The sequence below is a fragment of the Bradyrhizobium sp. LB11.1 genome, from assembly GCF_040549385.1.
GTDB lineage: Bacteria > Pseudomonadota > Alphaproteobacteria > Rhizobiales > Xanthobacteraceae > Bradyrhizobium.
In genome coordinates this window covers 804,079-819,234 of sequence record NZ_JBEPTH010000002.1, presented here as the reverse complement: position 1 = coordinate 819,234, position 15,156 = coordinate 804,079, and the positions used below count along the sequence as shown (strand labels likewise).

The following is a 15,156-nucleotide window of genomic DNA, read 5'->3' as shown; positions in this document are numbered from 1 at the left end:
TGCGAAGCAGGCAGCGCAACAGACCAACCTATAGGGGGTCAATTTTGGACGCCGATCCCCCGGCTTAGGGGGTCAATATTGCAGGCCGAATGACACTTGTTTTCGACATTTTGTTCGACGGCGCGGCCGCCATCGCCAAAAAAACACGAAGCGAAGCAATCCGGCCGGGCTGGTCGCCGGATTGCTTCGTCGCTTGGGGTCATTCACCGGATAGCGAACGGCCCGTCTGCGGCCCGAGCGATCGCTCCGCTCAGGACGCCAGAACAGTGGTTTCGTTCGACACCTGCTCGGCGGCGACGAGCAGCATATCGTCGGCGGCCGAGATGACCTGGTCGATCAGAACGTTGGTCGCCGAGATGTTGAGCCGGGTCTCGATCCACTGCCAGAGGCCGCGCACTTCCTCGGTCGACTTGCCGCTCGGTGCGAATTCGCTGACGGCGAGGCCTGAGGCGAGCGAGTCCTGGTGATCGTTGCGCATCCCGATCAGCGGGCGTGCGAGCACCTCGGTGAGATCGAGCGCGGCTTCCTCCGCGAGCGTATTGGCCGCGTTGTCGATGCGCTGGCCGCGGATCGGCGTCTGGTTCAGCACGAAGCTGTAGGGCCGCTTCCAGGCGCGCGCGACGCTGAGCGTCGAGACGGTTGCCTCGATGTCGGCGACGCTCGGGCGGGCCGGGATCAGGCAGAGGTCGGAATAGCGGATTGCGGCGGTGGTCACGGCGCTGAGGCCGGCCGCGGTGTCGACGATCGCGAGCTGGAGACCGCTGTCAGCCAGCATCTTCAGCCGCGGCGCGAAATCGGCGGCGTGATAGATCGGCTCGACGACGACATCGTCATTGTTGCGGCGGCGCTGCCAGTTGGACAGGGTGCCCTGCGGGTCGGTCTCGATCAGGCGGACGGTGAAGCCGGCCTGCGTGGCTGCCAGTGCGAGGCCGATGGCGAGCGTGCTCTTGCCACTGCCGCCCTTTTGGGTGGCCAGTACGATCGTGTGCATTGGAAGATGATTCCTTTGGAGTGCCTGGGTCTAGGGGTAACGCCACGCGAACGTGCATCGCTTCTTGATGCTGAGCTCTTCTCGCTCAGGACGTGCCCTGCCCGATCCAAAGGGGACCGCGGATGTCCGAATCAACAGGTACGATGATGGCAGAATCGGGAATGCCAGCTAATCCGTACCATTACTGGACCCGTAATCCTGCGTGTGATGTGCTCGTCGCCGTGAAAAAGAAGGGTGATCGGCATGGGCGGCAACTGGCGCGACCGGACGGCAACGAGCTTTGAATGCCAGAAGATGCCGGCGGTCTCGAGCCGCGGCATGGTGGTCAGCAACCATCCTCTGGCCTCCAGCGCCGGGGCCGAGATGCTGGCGGCCGGCGGCAACGCCATTGACGCTGCGATCGCCACGCTGTTCACGCTGACCGTGGTCGAGCCGATGATGGTCGGCATCATCGGCGGCGGCATGGCGCATATTCGCCTGGCGGATGGAAGTCACCGCTTCATCGACGGTCAGAGCACGGTGCCCGCGGCGGTCCGCGACACCAGCTACATCCCCAAACCAGGCTCGGCGCACGACGTATTCGACACCGTCGGCAACGAGAACCTCAACGGAGCGAAGGCCGTCGCCACGCCGGGCTCGCTGAAAGCCTGGTGCGAGACGCAGCAAAGGTTCGGCACCATGAGCCTCGCCGACGTCATGCAGCCCGCGATCAAGCACGCCGCGCGCGGCTATGCGGCGACGCCCTACCTTCATGAGTGCATCAGCGAGAGTGCCGCCGAGATGCGCAAGGACAAGCCGATCGCGGCGATCTACCTGCCGAACGGCGAGCCGCTCAGGATTGGCGAGCGCATGGTGCAGGCGGAATATGCCGAGACCTTGCGCTACATTGCCGACCACGGCGAGAGGGCCCTCTATGAAGGGCCGCTCGGCGACATCTTCGTCGATTACATGGAGAAGGCCGGCGGCTTCATCCGCCGCAACGATCTCACGGCTTACAAGACCGTCGAGCGGCAGCCGATCCGCGCCGACTATCGCGGCTGGACCATTTTTGGGCCGCCGCCGCCCGCGGCCTCCGGCGTGCACATCGCGCAGATGCTGAACATTCTGGAGGGCTACGATATCGGTGGCCTCGGCTTCGGGACATCAGAGACCATTCATTACCTTGCCGAGGTCCTCAAAATTGCCTTCGCCGATCGCGCCGCGGCGAGCGGCGATCCTGACTATGTCGGCGTGCCTGTCGAGAAGCTGACGTCGAAGGTCTATGCCGAGGAGCGCCGTGGTGCGATCGATCCGGCGCGGGCGCAGGCCTGGGGCGCTGGGGTCACGCAGCTTGAGAGCGCACACACCACGCACATGACCGCGGCGGATGCCTTCGGCAACGTGGTCGCGACCACACAGACCATCAACAACCTCTTTGGCGCCAAGATCATGATCCCGGGTCTCGGCACCATCGCCAACAATTACATGAACCTGTTCGATCCGCGTCCCGGCCATGCGCTGTCGCTGGCGCCCGGCAAGCGCGTGACCACTTCGATGTCGCCGATGATGGCGCTCCGCGACGGCAAGCTGCGTTACGCGCTGGGCTTGCCCGGTGGAAAGCGCATCTTCCCAAGCGCGATGCAGGCGCTGGTCAATCTGATCGACCACGGCATGAGCCTGCAGGAAGCGGTCGAAGCGCCGCGGGTCTGGACCGAAGGCAATGCGCTGGAGGTCGAGCAGGCCGTGCCGGAGGCCGTGCGAACGAAGCTCGCGGCGCTCGGCCACAAGGTTCAGCCGGTCGCAACCGTCGCCGGCGGCATGAACGGCATCGCCTTTCACGACGACGGTACCATGACCGGCGCTGCGTGCTGGCGCGCGGACGGCACGCCGGTGGGGATATCGGGTGGTCTCGCGAAGAGCGGGATCAGGTTCAGGTTGGGTTAGAGCCCCTGGAGGTTTGGCGCGAGCAGCTAGCTGCGGGCTCGCTGCAAGCTTGCGAGAGAGGGAGCGTACCTTCTGCGCGGCCCGGCTTACTTCCGCACGCAGATCACGCGCACGACGGCCGCTTTTGCGTCCGTCGATGTGCCGGTAGCGGTGACGGAGTTCGCCTTCAGGAAATCGCGCACGGTGTCCGCCGAGACCATCACCGCTTGTGACGCCGGCACTGCTGTCGCAGGGCCTGCCACCATCGCCGGCTTCAACAGCGCGACGCCGGCGAACTTGCCGTCGCCGTCGATGGCAGGGCCGCCGGAAAATCCAACAGCCGGCGGCGGTGACAGCGCGGAATCGCTGCCACCGACCAATGCCAGCGCGCTCTTGACGCTCGACACACCGGCGGCGCCGCCCTGGCTTTGGGGATCGGCGATGCCGACGATATCGACGCTCGTCTTCGTTGCGCCGTCTGTGAGGCTGAGCGGCTTCAGGCCGCGCGCGCCATAGATGTGCAGCAGCGCAAGATCGTGCTCCTTGTCCTCGGCGAGGCGGTCGGCATTGCCGTAGCCGCCGATGGTGATCGCAAGACAAGAGTCTGTCACGAGACGGTCCGTGACGATCGCGCCGTCATCGCTGACGACGATGCCGGTGCCGTATTCGACGGTCTTGCGCGGCGGTGGCCCGGCTTGTGGACCCGACGGAAATGCGTTGAATGCGCTCGACATCGCGATCACGACCGGTTCGACCGTGTTCTCGGTCGCCTGGTCGTACAGAATCGTCATGATGCGGACTTCGTCGCCTCTCGACGTGCCGCGCACGTAAAACTTCTTCAGGCCTTGCAAGCCTGACAGCACGAAGAAGTCGGGCTTCACCACGGTGTAGTCGATCTTGCGCCCGGCCGGCTCCTTCTTCTCGGCTTCCGCGAGTTTTGCGGTGGTCGGGTTCGCCTCCTTGCGGCGGCTGAGCAGCACCTGCACGGTTCCGGTCGGCGAGGTCCATTTCGAGCCGTTGGCGTCTGTAGACTGCTGCGGCACCAGCTTTGAGGGAATACCGAGCCGTGCGCCGCTCGTCGTCTCCGTTACGATTTTCCAGCCGACGCCCTCCTGCTTGCGTCGCGCGGTCTCGGCGAGCGCGGCGCGCTCCTGCGGATTGAGCACGCCGGTCGGCTTACCGCCCTTGGCCTTCTGGTACTCCTTGATGGCGTCGACCATGCGTGAGCTGACGTCGCCGGTGATGGCGCCGTTATATTCGCCGACCCAGGCGAGATCGGACTGAAGCGATAGCCGCTCGGCCTGCGCCATCCCATCCGCGGTTTCCGACGGCGTCTGCAGGGCGGGCGGCTTGATCGGAACGGTCTGGATCACTTTCGGCCTGGTGCCGGGGAGCTGCGGCGTCGTCATCTGGGCGCTGGCGCCTGTGGCGGACGCCAACATCAGTGTTGCCGCAAGCATCGATCTCATGACAAATCCAGCCAGCCCATTGAACGCGCTGCCATTGAAGCACATCTCGTTGGTCGCGAACAATGTTGCGGTGGTTCAGGTATTGCCCCTCATCCTGAGGAGCCGCGAAGCGGCGTCTCGAAGGATGAAGGCCAAGGCGCTAGAGGCGGGCCTGCATGGTTCGAGACGGCGCTCCGCGCCTCCTCACCATGAGGGTTGAGAGGAACGACGACGATGCTGAGCCCGGACGAACTCGAACGCTATGCCCGCCATATCGTGCTGCGCGATGTCGGCGGTCCCGGCCAGGCTGCGCTGAAGCGGGCCTCCGCGCTGGCAATCGGCGCCGGCGGGCTCGGCGCGCCGGCTCTGATGTATCTGGCTGCGGCCGGCATTGGCACGCTCGGCGTGGTCGATGACGACGTCGTGTCGCTGTCCAACCTGCAGCGTCAGGTCATCCATACGACACCCGATATCGGCCGGCACAAGGTCGAGAGCGCGGCCGAGCGGATCGCGGCGCTCAATCCGCATGTGCGGTTTGTTGGCCACGCGACCTGGCTCAATGCCGACAATGCGCTGAGCCTGATCGGCGACTACGATCTGGTGCTCGATGGCTCCGACAATTTCTCGACGCGCTATCTGGTCTCCGATGCCTGCTTTTTTGCGAAGAGGCCGCTGATCACTGCGGCGCTCGGCACCTTCGACGGCTCGCTCACCACCATCCGCGCGCACGAGACAAACGAGCAGGGCGTCTTCAACCCGACCTATCGCTGCCTGTTTCCGGAGGCGCCCCCCCCTGGCACCGTGCCGGCCTGCGCGGAGGCCGGCGTCATGGGCGCGCTTGCGGGCGTCATGGGCTCGATGATGGCGTTGGAGGCGATCCGCGAGATCGTCGGTTTTGGCGACGGCCTGGTCGGCCGCCTCCTGATGATCGATGCCCGTGCGATGCGCTTCGAGACATTGCGCTATGCGCGCGATCCGGCCAATCCGCTCAATGGCGACGGGCCTGTGATCACCGATCTCAGCGCCCATCGCACCTGATTGGGTTACTTGCTGGCCGGCTTCTCGCTGTCGAGATGTGCCATCTGCTCCGCCGCATAGCGCGTGCCGGCGGCTATGTTCGGCGGGAAGGCCTTTGCCAGCGCGGCAAGGTGAGCCGGCGTCAGCGTCACCCTGGTCGCGCCGAGCGCCTCGGTGAGACGGTTGCGGGTGCGGGCGCCGATCAGCGGCACGATCTCCTTGCTTTGCGCCGCGACCCAGGCAATCGCGAGTTGCGCCGGTGTCGCGCCGATCTCTTCGGCGACCGCCCGCAGCTGCTCCACCAGCGCCAGATTGGTATCGAGGTTCGATCCCTGGAAGCGCGGGCTCATCAGCCGGTAGTCCCTGCCGACCTTGCCGCTGTCCTTCGACCAATGGCCGCTGATCAGGCCGCGCGCCAGCACGCCATAGGCGGTGATGGCGATGCCGAGTTCACGGCAGGTTTTCAGGATGTCGCGTTCGATGCCGCGTTCGATCAGCGAATATTCGATCTGGAGATCGGCGATCGGATGCACGGCGTGTGCGCGGCGGATGGTGTCGGAGCCGACCTCGGACAGGCCGATGTGCCTGACATAGCCAGCCTTCACGAGATCGGCGAGGCCGCCAATCGTTTCTTCGATCGGTACATTGGGATCGAGACGCGCCGGGCGGTAGACGTCGATATAGTCGGTGCCGAGCCGTTGCAGCGAATAGGCCAGAAAATTCTTGGTCGCGGCCGGTCGTGTGTCTATTCCAACGAATTCACCGGCAGGGCCGCGCAGCGCGCCGAACTTCACGCTGATCTGCACCTTGTCCCGCGGGACATTCGCCAGCGCCTCGCGCACCAGCGTCTCGTTGTGGCCCATGGCGTAGAAATCGCCGGTGTCGAGCAGCGTGATGCCGGCATCGAGCGCGGCGTGAACCGTGGCGATGCTCTCGCCGCGGTCGGCGGGGCCGTAGACCTCGGACATGCCCATGCAACCGAGACCAAGGGCGGACACATTGGGGCCGGTCGAACCAAGTTTGCGTTGTTCCATGATGGCTCTCCTCGAAAAGGCGGCGCACGGCGCCGCGTGACGAGGTCTGATATGCGCTTGCCCGATTGCCGGGATAAGCTGGACAATGCGGAATAGCTTGTTCATCGTACCGAACAATGGCGAACCCCGACCTGCGCGATCTCGACGCCTTCGTGGCGGTCGCCCGCACCCGCAATTTCCGGCGCGCGGCGGTCGAAATTCGCGTGTCCGTTTCGAGCCTTAGCCAGCGGTTGCGGGATCTGGAGGAGCGCCTTGGCGTCCGCCTGATGAACCGCACCACCCGCAGTGTCGCGCTGACCGAGGCGGGCGAGTTGCTGCTGTCGCGGGTGGCTCCGGCGCTGCGGGACGTCGGGGATGCCCTGGATCAGGTCCGGGGCTTGCGCGAGCTCGCCTCTGGCCGCCTGCGCATCAACGCGCCGCCGCCGGCGGTCGATCTCGTGCTGACGCCGATGGTCGGGCCATTTCTCGCGGCCTATCCGCAGATCGACCTCGATGTCGTCTCCGAGAGTGGTTTCGTCGACATCGTCAGCGCAGGCTACGATGCCGGCGTGCGCTATGGCGAGCATCTCGCGCAGGACATGGTCGCGATCCCGCTGACTGGTCCGCAGCACTATGTCGTCGTCGCATCGCCCGACTACGTCGCGCGCCGTGGCCGGCCGAAGCATCCGAAGGATCTGCTGGATCATGATTGCATCCGCGCCCGCTACTCGAGCGGCGTGATGCATGATTGGGAGTTCGAGAAGGCTGGTCAGATCGTGAAGGTCGATCCGCCGGCAAAACTGATCTCGACCAACATGAGTCTTGCGATGCGTGCCGCGCTTGCCGGCGCCGGCATCTGGGCAAGCCTTGATGGCTATGTCGGTGACGCCGTGAAGTCCGGCGCGCTGGTGAGTCTCATGGAAGACTGGTGCGAGCCGTTCCCCGGCCCGTTCCTGTACTATCCCAGCCGGCGCCAGACACCGCCCGCGCTGCGCGCCTTCATCGATTTCGTCGCGGACTGGCGCAAGCGCGAGACGCGCAGACAGTAGACCCTCATGGTGAGGAGCGCGCTCTTGCGCGCGTCTCGAACCATGCAGGCCCGGATCTCGCCCGCGGCTATCCTTCGAGACGCGGGTTCCGCGCTCCTCAGGATGAGGGCGGAGAGCGTATCACGCAGTTGATTGGAACCTCAGAGCATGCTCGGCAGCACGCGATCCGGCGGCTTGTGCGCGTCGAGGAAGGTGCGGATATTGATGATCACCTTCTCGCCCATCTCGACGCGGCCTTCGATCGTGGCTGAGCCCATATGCGGCATCAGCGTCACCTTGCCGGCCTTCGCAAGCCGCACCAGCTTTGGATTGACCGCAGGCTCATGCTCGTAGACGTCGAGGCCGGCGCCGCCGATCTCGCCGCCTTCGATCAGCTTGATCAGCGTGTCTTCGTCGGTGACTCCACCGCGCGCGGTGTTGACGATGTAGGCGTCCTTCCGGATCAGCTTGAGCCGGCGCGCCGACAGCAGATGGTAGGTCGCCGGCGTGTGCGGACAGTTCACCGAGATGATGTCCATCCGCGCCAGCATCTGGTCGAGGCTTTCCCAATAGGTCGCGCCAAGCTCTTCGGCGATCTTCGGCGCCACGGGGCGGCGGTTGTGGTAGTGGATCTGCAGGCCAAACGCGCGGGCGCGTCGCGCGACAGCCTGGCCGATGCGGCCCATGCCGATGATGCCGAGGCGTTTGCCGCCGATGCGGTGGCCAAGCATCCAGGTCGGCGACCAGCCGGCCCAGGGCTTTCCCTCCGTCAGCACGGAGGCGCCTTCGATCATCCGGCGCGGCACCGCCAGGATCAGCGCCATGGTCATGTCGGCCGTGTCTTCAGTCAAAACCTTCGGCGTGTTGGTGACCGTGATGCCGTGGGCATGCGCAGCCTCGACGTCGATATTGTCGACGCCGTTGCCGAAATTGGCGATCAGGCGGAGCTTGCAGTCGGGCTGATTGACGATGTCGGCGCCGATGTGATCGGTGACCGTCGGAACCAGGATGTCGGCGGTGCGCGCGGCTTCGGCGAGCTGCTCGGCCGACATCGGCGTGTCGTCGAGATTGATGCGTGCGTCGAACAGCTCGCGCATCCGGGTCTCGATCGAGTCCGGCAGCTTGCGCGTCACCACGACGAGGGGCTTTTTCTTCACCGACATGTCCTGCCCTCATGAGGCGGTGCGGGCCGCCTCTGTCACCAAAGGCCGGCCGTTGAGGCCTCATTAACCCGGTTGTTCGACACTGCGTTTGCCGTGTCGTCCCCGGCGTTTCCTTCAAGCTTTCCCCCCACTTTCCGGCCGGAAAATCGGGGCAAACTGGTTGTTCAAGCGTCTGTCCTCTCTAGCAGAAGGCCGGGCCAAGACAAGAACCACGGGTTTGGCTTCGGGAACACGCGCGTGGGGCGGGAGAGGGTTTACGCGGCCGGTTTTGGAATTTGGGGTGAGGACCGGGCTTTAGGCCCAGGTCTTCGACAGGAGACGGGTTGATGGCGTTGGGGCGTTTTTGTTCGGTGATGGCGCTCGTTTGCACCTGGTTAAGCGCCTCGGTCAGCCCCGGGCATTCGGCCAAGGACGCCACGCCCCAGACGGCCAGCGGTTTGCCGGTGCCGCGCTATGTCAGCCTCAAATCGGATCACGTCAACGTCCGCGCCGGCCCGACCAAGGACAATGACGTGGCCTGGGTCTACACCCGTTCCGGTCTGCCGGTCGAAATCACCGCCGAGTTCGAGAACTGGCGCCGGGTGCGCGATTCCGAAGGCGCCGAGGGCTGGGTCTATCATTCGCTGCTGTCGGGCCGCCGCACTGCGGTGGTCACCATGAAGCACAAGGACGAGCTCGCGCCGATCTATGACCGCGCCGATCCTGACAGCGCGGTGGCAGCAAAACTTCAGGCTGGCGTTGTCACACAGGTGAAAAAGTGCACGACCAGCTGGTGCCACGTCGCCGGTAACGGTTTTGACGGCTGGATCCAGCAGGAACGCCTCTGGGGCGTCTACGCCGACGAGCAGGTGAACTGACGGCTTGAAACGACAATGGCCGGGACAAAGCCCGGCCATGACAACCGCAATTCGATTTCACGACGATCTCAGCGCTTCTTGCGCAGGCGCACCACCATGTCGATGCGCGCGATCTCGTAGCCCTCCGGCACCTCCGGCATCTTGGACAGCGCCAGATGCGGATCCTCGATATCGACCAGCTCGTGGCTGTTCTCGAGATAGTAGTGGTGATGCGTGGTGACGTTGGTGTCGAAATAGGTCTTGGTGCCGTCGACACTGACCTGACGCAGCAGGCCGGCATCTGTGAGCTGGTTCAGCGTGTTGTAGACGGTCGCGAGTGAGACCGGCACCTTGGCCAGCGTCGCTTCCTCGTAGAGCATTTCGGCCGTGAGATGGCGGGCGCCCTTGCCAAACAACAGCCAGCCGAGAGCCATGCGCTGGCGCGTCGGGCGAAGGCCGGCGGACTGCAGCATTTCGTTGACGTCATGCCAGGGGCAGCCGGTTAGGGCCGGCTGGCGGCCGGACAGAAGGGCCGCATGGGCGTCTTCGTCGTGAAGGATCGCGTTATTTTCGCTCATTTCCAGAATTCGGGCACGCGTGAACACTATCTATCCGTAATATATGGACAGATAGATGCAGATGCAAGTTTCTCGCAACTGGAGTGGTTCTAATCAGCAAAGGAACCGGACCAAGGCCCCGTCATTTTACCTTCATGAGACGGCTTTGCTACCCGAAATGGCCTGTGTTAGAGAGCGCGCGGTTCCGCTTAACCGATTTTGGCGCAGCCGGGCATTGAGGCCGGGTTCGCAAGTCCATCCGGGCTTCTCGACATTCGCGCCTGCTGACGACGGCAAAAGGCGTTGCTTTGCGAACGAAACGGGGCCCATTCTTGCCAGAAACGCCGCTCAATCGGGGTTCAAACTAGAGGCTTCCGCATGCTGAACAGGCGCAACGGTTACGAATACGAAGATTTGCTGGCATGTGCCCGCGGCGAGATGTTCGGCCCCGGCAATGCACAATTGCCGCTGCCGCCGATGCTCATGTTCGATCGCATCACGGAAATTAGCGACAATGGCGGTGAGTACGGCAAGGGTGTGGTACGCGCCGAGCTCGACGTGAAACCCGACCTCTGGTTCTTCGGCTGCCACTTCAAGAATGATCCCGTCATGCCCGGCTGCCTCGGTCTCGATGCGCTGTGGCAAATGGTCGGCTTCTATCTGGGCTGGTCCGGTGGCGAAGGCCGCGGCCGTGCGCTCGGCCTGAGCGAATTGAAGTTCGGCGGCCAGGTGCTGCCGGAGGCCCGCAAGGTTGTGTACAACATCGATATCAAGCGCGTGATGCGTTCAAAGCTGGTGCTCGGCATCGCCGACGGATGGCTTTCGGTCGATGACCAGATTATTTATCGCGCGAAGGATCTGAAGGTCGGTCTGTTCAAGCAGGGCACGAGCCTGAGCTAACGCGCATCACCAAGAAGATAACGATATAGGCGAGGCTGTCATGAGGCGGGTTGTGATCACCGGGATGGGTATCGTCTCGTCGATCGGAAACAACACCCAGGAAGTGCTTGCGAGCCTTCACGAGGCGAAGTCAGGCATTTCGCGGGCTGAGAAATATGCCGAGCTCGGCTTCCGTTCGCAGGTGCAAGGTGCACCGACGCTCGATCCTTCGACGGTTGTCGACCGGCGTGCAATGCGCTTCCTCGGCCAGGGTGCGGCGTGGAACCACGTTGCGATGGAGCAGGCGATCCAGGACTCCGGTCTGTCGCCTGACGAAGTCTCCAACGTCCGCACCGGCATCATCATGGGCTCCGGCGGCCCCTCCGCCCGCACTATCGTCGAATCCGCCGACATCACCCGTACCAAGGGACCGAAGCGCGTCGGTCCGTTTGCCGTGCCGAAGGCGATGTCGTCCACGGCCTCGGCAACGCTCGCGACCTGGTTCAAGATCAAGGGCGTGAACTATTCGATCTCCTCGGCCTGCGCGACGTCGAACCATTGCGTTGGCAACGCCTATGAGACCATCCAGATCGGCAAGCAGGACGTCGTCTTCGCCGGCGGCTGCGAGGAGCTCGAATGGTCGCTGTCGGTGCTGTTCGATGCCATGGGCGCGATGTCGTCGAAGTACAACGACACGCCCGCGACCGCCTCGCGTCCCTACGACATCAACCGCGACGGCTTCGTCATCGCCGGCGGTGCTGGCGTGCTGGTGCTGGAAGAGCTCGAGCATGCCAAGGCGCGCGGCGCCCGCATCTACGGCGAGATCGTCGGCTATGGCGCGACGTCGGACGGCTACGACATGGTCGCACCGTCGGGTGAAGGCGCCGAGCGCTGCATGCGCATGGCGATGTCGACGGTGAAGACCAAGGTCGACTACATCAATCCGCACGCGACCTCGACCCCGGCCGGCGATCCGCCGGAGATCGACGCGTTACGACGCGTGTTCGGCGTTGGCGAGAAGTGCCCGCCGATCTCGGCGACCAAGGCGCTGACCGGCCACTCGCTTGGCGCGACCGGCGTGCAGGAGGCGATCTATTCGCTGCTGATGATGAACAACGGCTTCATCTGCGAGAGCGCGCACATCCAGGAACTCGATCCTGTATTTGCCGACATGCCGATCGTGCGCAAGCGCATCGACAACGTTAAAATCGGCACCGTGCTGTCGAACTCCTTCGGCTTCGGCGGCACCAACGCCACGCTGGTGTTCAGCCGGCTGGATGTGTGACGTCCTTGTTGGCGCACTGTTGATTTTCTCGTCATGGCCGGGCTTGTCCCGGCCATCCACGTCTTGGCCTCATGCTTTGAAGGCCCTTGAAGCCCATGACGAAAGCGGAAGGTGATCGAGCAATGGAAGGTTTGATGAAAGGCAAGCGCGGTCTGATCATGGGCATCGCCAATGATCATTCGATCGCCTGGGGCATGGCGAAGACGCTGCATGCCCATGGCGCCGAGCTTGCTTTCACCTTCCAGGGCGAGGCTTTAGGCAAGCGCGTCAAGCCGCTGGCGGAATCGCTTGGTGTTGATCTGGTGCTGCCTTGCGACGTCGAGGACATTGCCAGCGTCGACGCCACGTTCGACGTCTTGCGCGACAAGTGGGGCAAGCTCGACTTCGTCATCCACGCGATCGGCTTTGCCGACAAGAACGAGCTGAAGGGCCGCTACGCCGACACCAGCCGCGAGAATTTTTCACGCACCATGATGATCTCCTGCTTCTCGTTCACGGAGGTCGCAAAACGCGCGGCCGAGCTGATGACGGAAGGCGGCAGCATGATCACGCTCACCTTCGGCGCTTCGGAGCGTGCGATGCCGAATTACAACGTGATGGGCGTGGCCAAGGCGGCGCTGGAAGCCTCGGTGCGCTATCTCGCCTCCGATTTCGGGCCGCGCGGCATCCGCGTCAACGCGATCTCCGCCGGCCCTATCCGTACGCTCGCAGGCTCCGGCATCGGCGAAGCGCGCGCGATGTTCGCGTTCATGCAAAAGCATTCGCCGCTCCGCCGCGGCGTTACCCTCGATGAGCTCGGCGGCTCGGCGCTGTATCTGCTGTCGGATCTCTCCGGCGGCGTGACCGGCGAAATCCACTATGTCGATTCCGGCTACAACACCGTCCTGATGCCGAGGCCGGACGATTTGAAGGCGGAATAGACGGATCCTGTAGGGTGGGCAAAGGAGCGTCAGCGACGTGCCCACCACCTCTCAATAATCGCGACCAGATGGTGGGCACGCTTCGCTTTGCCCACCCTACGAGAGCTGTTTTACCCCGCCGCAATTGTCTCCGCGCGCTGGAACGCCGGCCGCGCCATGCAGCGCGCGATGTAGGCGTCGAAGGCAGGGCGCGACGGCACCATCTTGAACAGGCGCACCGCGAAATTCAGCCCCGAGCCGATCGTGATGTCGGCGGCGGAAAATTCCTCGCCGAGAATCCATGGGCCTTTGGCGAGCGCCGCTTCCAGTACGTCGAAGACCTGCGTCGCGCTGCCCCAGGCCGCGGTGGAAGTCGGCACCTCGATCTTGGTGAAAATCTGGATGATCGCCGGCTCGATGCAGCCCGGCGAGAAGAACAGCCATTGCAGATAGCGCGCCCGGCGCGGATCTGTCACAGCTGGTGCGAGCTTCGTTTCGGGATAGCGGTCGGCGATATAGGCGCAGATCGCGGCAGCTTCGCCGAGCTCGGCATTGCCATCGGCAAGCGCCGGTACCTTGCCCATCGGATTGACCTTCAAAAAGTCCGGCGCCTTCTGCGCTCCGGTCGAAATGTCGGTCAGCACGCGCTCATAGAGCAGCCCGCTCTCTTCCATCAGCCAAAGCGTCGAGAACGAACGCGAGCGGGGCGACCAATAGAGTTTGATCATGGGAGCGGACCTTTGTTCTTCCACCGGTAGTACTTCATCACGAATCCGTTCGACGGTTCGACCTCTTCCTTCTCGAACACAAAACCTTCGCGCTCATACCAGCGCCAGGCCTTTTCGTTCTCGCGGACACAGCGCAGATACATTTCATCCGGCATGTGTGTGCGCGTGAAGGCGAGCAATTTCCGACCGAGCGATTGCCCTTGATAAGCGGGCCCGACGAAAAGCATATCGAGATAGAGCTTTGGCAGATGCAGCGCCAGCATCGCGGCGATCGTGCCATCGTCGTCGGCGACGAACAGGTTCCAGCCGTTCTCCATCTCGCGCCGGATGCGCGCACGCAGGTTTGCCAGCAGGAACTCGCTCGCCTCGCCGAGCCCGGTCGAGACCCAGCTCTCCATCCAGATCCGGCCGATCTCGTCATATTCGTCGGCGCGCGCGGGGCGGATGATCGGATCTGACATCGAGGCCTCAGGCCGGTTGGCTGCGAACGGCTTGCTTCGGGCGCGCCTTGCCGGCGGATAGGCACACCACTTCGGAGATCTGGAGCAGCTGCCGCGCCAGCGGACTGGTCTTGCGCCAGACCATGCCGATGGTGCGCGAGGGCTCGGGGTCGCGGAAGCGCGACAACGAGACCGAGGCCGATCGTGTCTCCACCGACACCGCCATTTCCGGAATCAGGGTGACGCCGATGCCGGCGCTGACCATCTGGACCAGCGTCGACAGCGAATTCGCATCCAGCATTTCGCGCGGCGGCGCCGATTGCATGTTGCAGAACGACAGCGCCTGGTCGCGGAAACAATGTCCCTCTTCAAGCAGCAACAGCCGCATCTCGCGCATCATCTCGCGCGAGGGCACTGGCGTTCCCGCATCCGTGCCCGGGCGAACCAGCAGGAACTTTTCTTCGAACAATGCGACCTCGGTGAGCGAGGGTTCGGACACCGGCAGCGCGACGATGGCGGTATCGAGCCGGCCCTCGACCAGTTCCTGGATCAGCCGCGGCGTCATCGTCTCGCGAACGCGAATGTCGAGCTCCGGATGCATGCGCGTCAGGTTCTTGGTGATCTTGGGCAAGAGATAAGGCGCGATCGTCGGGATCATGCCGATGCGCAGGCGGCCTGCAAAACGGTCCTGCGAGGCGCGGGCGAAATCGCCGAGCTCATCGACCGAGCGCAAGATGTCGCGGACGCGTTGTGCGAGCTCTTCGCCAAACCGGGTCAGCGTCACCTGCCGGGCACTGCGCTCCAGCAGCAGCCCACCAAGCGCTTCCTCCAGTTCCTTGATCTGCATCGACAGTGCCGGCTGCGAGATGGAACAGGACTCCGCGGCGCGGCCGAAATGACCATGGCGCGCCAACGCGTCGAAATATCGCAGCTGGCGCAGCGTCAAGTTGATCATCAGAAAATCTTATCG

15 protein-coding genes are annotated in these 15,156 nt (G+C 63.9%); 7 read left to right on the top strand and 8 right to left on the bottom strand.

Features of this window, described 5'->3' with window-relative positions:
• Window positions 1-250 precede the first annotated feature (250 nt).
• Window positions 251-991: a nucleotide-binding protein gene (locus ABIA96_RS07665; protein WP_354136408.1), complete on the bottom strand. Its 741-nt coding sequence runs from the start codon at window positions 989-991 to the stop codon at window positions 251-253.
• 243 nt (window positions 992-1,234) lie between these two features.
• Between ABIA96_RS07665 and ggt the strand changes: the two genes are divergently transcribed.
• Complete coding sequence (ggt, locus tag ABIA96_RS07660) at window positions 1,235-2,914, top strand: gamma-glutamyltransferase (RefSeq protein ID WP_354136407.1); 1,680 nt, start codon at window positions 1,235-1,237, stop codon at window positions 2,912-2,914.
• Between the two features lie 86 nt (window positions 2,915-3,000).
• Here ggt and ABIA96_RS07655 read toward each other — a convergent pair whose 3' ends face one another.
• Window positions 3,001-4,362 (bottom strand): serine protease, encoded by a 1,362-nt coding sequence (locus tag ABIA96_RS07655; protein ID WP_354136406.1) that lies wholly within the window; start codon window positions 4,360-4,362, stop codon window positions 3,001-3,003.
• A 213-nt stretch (window positions 4,363-4,575) separates the two neighbouring features.
• On the opposite strand from ABIA96_RS07655, the gene ABIA96_RS07650 reads away from it, so the two are divergent.
• Complete coding sequence (locus tag ABIA96_RS07650) at window positions 4,576-5,379, top strand: HesA/MoeB/ThiF family protein (RefSeq protein WP_354136405.1); 804 nt, start codon at window positions 4,576-4,578, stop codon at window positions 5,377-5,379.
• Between the two features lie 5 nt (window positions 5,380-5,384).
• Here the strand turns inward: ABIA96_RS07650 and ABIA96_RS07645 are convergent, their stop codons facing one another.
• The gene (locus tag ABIA96_RS07645) at window positions 5,385-6,392 is read right to left on the bottom strand and encodes an aldo/keto reductase (protein ID WP_354136404.1); all 1,008 of its coding nucleotides are present in this window, start codon (window positions 6,390-6,392) and stop codon (window positions 5,385-5,387) included.
• Between the two features lie 116 nt (window positions 6,393-6,508).
• On the opposite strand from ABIA96_RS07645, the gene ABIA96_RS07640 reads away from it, so the two are divergent.
• Complete coding sequence (locus ABIA96_RS07640) at window positions 6,509-7,420, top strand: LysR family transcriptional regulator (protein ID WP_354136403.1); 912 nt, start codon at window positions 6,509-6,511, stop codon at window positions 7,418-7,420.
• 140 nt (window positions 7,421-7,560) lie between these two features.
• Here the strand turns inward: ABIA96_RS07640 and ABIA96_RS07635 are convergent, their stop codons facing one another.
• Window positions 7,561-8,562: a 2-hydroxyacid dehydrogenase gene (locus tag ABIA96_RS07635; protein ID WP_354136402.1), complete on the bottom strand. Its 1,002-nt coding sequence runs from the start codon at window positions 8,560-8,562 to the stop codon at window positions 7,561-7,563.
• 326 nt (window positions 8,563-8,888) lie between these two features.
• Here ABIA96_RS07635 and ABIA96_RS07630 point away from each other — a divergent pair, with 326 nt between their 5' ends.
• Window positions 8,889-9,419 carry an SH3 domain-containing protein gene (locus ABIA96_RS07630; protein WP_354136401.1) on the top strand — a complete coding sequence of 177 codons (531 nt, stop codon included), beginning with the start codon at window positions 8,889-8,891 and terminating at the stop codon, window positions 9,417-9,419.
• Between the two features lie 68 nt (window positions 9,420-9,487).
• Here ABIA96_RS07630 and irrA read toward each other — a convergent pair whose 3' ends face one another.
• Window positions 9,488-9,976: an iron response transcriptional regulator IrrA gene (gene irrA / locus ABIA96_RS07625; protein ID WP_354136400.1), complete on the bottom strand. Its 489-nt coding sequence runs from the start codon at window positions 9,974-9,976 to the stop codon at window positions 9,488-9,490.
• A gap of 357 nt (window positions 9,977-10,333) precedes the next feature.
• Between irrA and fabA the strand changes: the two genes are divergently transcribed.
• From fabA to fabI, 3 genes are all read left to right on the top strand, one after another.
• On the top strand, window positions 10,334-10,855 hold the full coding sequence (fabA, locus tag ABIA96_RS07620) for a 3-hydroxyacyl-[acyl-carrier-protein] dehydratase FabA (protein ID WP_354136399.1): 522 nt from the start codon (window positions 10,334-10,336) through the stop codon (window positions 10,853-10,855).
• A 40-nt stretch (window positions 10,856-10,895) separates the two neighbouring features.
• Window positions 10,896-12,119 (top strand): beta-ketoacyl-ACP synthase I, encoded by a 1,224-nt coding sequence (gene fabB, locus ABIA96_RS07615; RefSeq protein ID WP_354136398.1) that lies wholly within the window; start codon window positions 10,896-10,898, stop codon window positions 12,117-12,119.
• Between the two features lie 122 nt (window positions 12,120-12,241).
• A complete protein-coding gene (gene fabI / locus ABIA96_RS07610) occupies window positions 12,242-13,039 on the top strand; it encodes an enoyl-ACP reductase FabI (protein ID WP_354136397.1) in 798 nt (265 codons plus the stop codon).
• Between the two features lie 110 nt (window positions 13,040-13,149).
• Here the strand turns inward: fabI and ABIA96_RS07605 are convergent, their stop codons facing one another.
• From ABIA96_RS07605 to ABIA96_RS07595, 3 genes are read right to left on the bottom strand one after another with little or no spacing between them, the layout of a single operon-like run.
• The gene (locus tag ABIA96_RS07605; protein WP_354136396.1) at window positions 13,150-13,746 is read right to left on the bottom strand and encodes a glutathione S-transferase family protein; all 597 of its coding nucleotides are present in this window, start codon (window positions 13,744-13,746) and stop codon (window positions 13,150-13,152) included.
• Complete coding sequence (locus tag ABIA96_RS07600; protein ID WP_354136395.1) at window positions 13,743-14,207, bottom strand: GNAT family N-acetyltransferase; 465 nt, start codon at window positions 14,205-14,207, stop codon at window positions 13,743-13,745. Before ABIA96_RS07600 ends, ABIA96_RS07605 begins: the two co-directional genes overlap by 4 nt.
• A 7-nt stretch (window positions 14,208-14,214) precedes the next feature.
• Window positions 14,215-15,141: a hydrogen peroxide-inducible genes activator gene (locus tag ABIA96_RS07595; protein ID WP_354136394.1), complete on the bottom strand. Its 927-nt coding sequence runs from the start codon at window positions 15,139-15,141 to the stop codon at window positions 14,215-14,217.
• Window positions 15,142-15,156: the final 15 nt, after the last annotated feature.

What these genes read in the sequence shown, in the direction of transcription:
- ABIA96_RS07665 (WP_354136408.1), bottom strand. Translation starts at nt 991, where the DNA reads ATGCACACGATCGTACTGGCCACCCAAAAGGGCGGCAGTGGCAAGAGC.
- ggt (WP_354136407.1), top strand. Translation starts at nt 1,235, where the DNA reads ATGGGCGGCAACTGGCGCGACCGGACGGCAACGAGCTTTGAATGCCAG.
- ABIA96_RS07655 (WP_354136406.1), bottom strand. Translation starts at nt 4,362, where the DNA reads ATGAGATCGATGCTTGCGGCAACACTGATGTTGGCGTCCGCCACAGGC.
- ABIA96_RS07650 (WP_354136405.1), top strand. Translation starts at nt 4,576, where the DNA reads ATGCTGAGCCCGGACGAACTCGAACGCTATGCCCGCCATATCGTGCTG.
- ABIA96_RS07645 (WP_354136404.1), bottom strand. Translation starts at nt 6,392, where the DNA reads ATGGAACAACGCAAACTTGGTTCGACCGGCCCCAATGTGTCCGCCCTT.
- ABIA96_RS07640 (WP_354136403.1), top strand. Translation starts at nt 6,509, where the DNA reads ATGGCGAACCCCGACCTGCGCGATCTCGACGCCTTCGTGGCGGTCGCC.
- ABIA96_RS07635 (WP_354136402.1), bottom strand. Translation starts at nt 8,562, where the DNA reads ATGTCGGTGAAGAAAAAGCCCCTCGTCGTGGTGACGCGCAAGCTGCCG.
- ABIA96_RS07630 (WP_354136401.1), top strand. Translation starts at nt 8,889, where the DNA reads ATGGCGTTGGGGCGTTTTTGTTCGGTGATGGCGCTCGTTTGCACCTGG.
- irrA (WP_354136400.1), bottom strand. Translation starts at nt 9,976, where the DNA reads ATGAGCGAAAATAACGCGATCCTTCACGACGAAGACGCCCATGCGGCC.
- fabA (WP_354136399.1), top strand. Translation starts at nt 10,334, where the DNA reads ATGCTGAACAGGCGCAACGGTTACGAATACGAAGATTTGCTGGCATGT.
- fabB (WP_354136398.1), top strand. Translation starts at nt 10,896, where the DNA reads ATGAGGCGGGTTGTGATCACCGGGATGGGTATCGTCTCGTCGATCGGA.
- fabI (WP_354136397.1), top strand. Translation starts at nt 12,242, where the DNA reads ATGGAAGGTTTGATGAAAGGCAAGCGCGGTCTGATCATGGGCATCGCC.
- ABIA96_RS07605 (WP_354136396.1), bottom strand. Translation starts at nt 13,746, where the DNA reads ATGATCAAACTCTATTGGTCGCCCCGCTCGCGTTCGTTCTCGACGCTT.
- ABIA96_RS07600 (WP_354136395.1), bottom strand. Translation starts at nt 14,207, where the DNA reads ATGTCAGATCCGATCATCCGCCCCGCGCGCGCCGACGAATATGACGAG.
- ABIA96_RS07595 (WP_354136394.1), bottom strand. Translation starts at nt 15,141, where the DNA reads ATGATCAACTTGACGCTGCGCCAGCTGCGATATTTCGACGCGTTGGCG.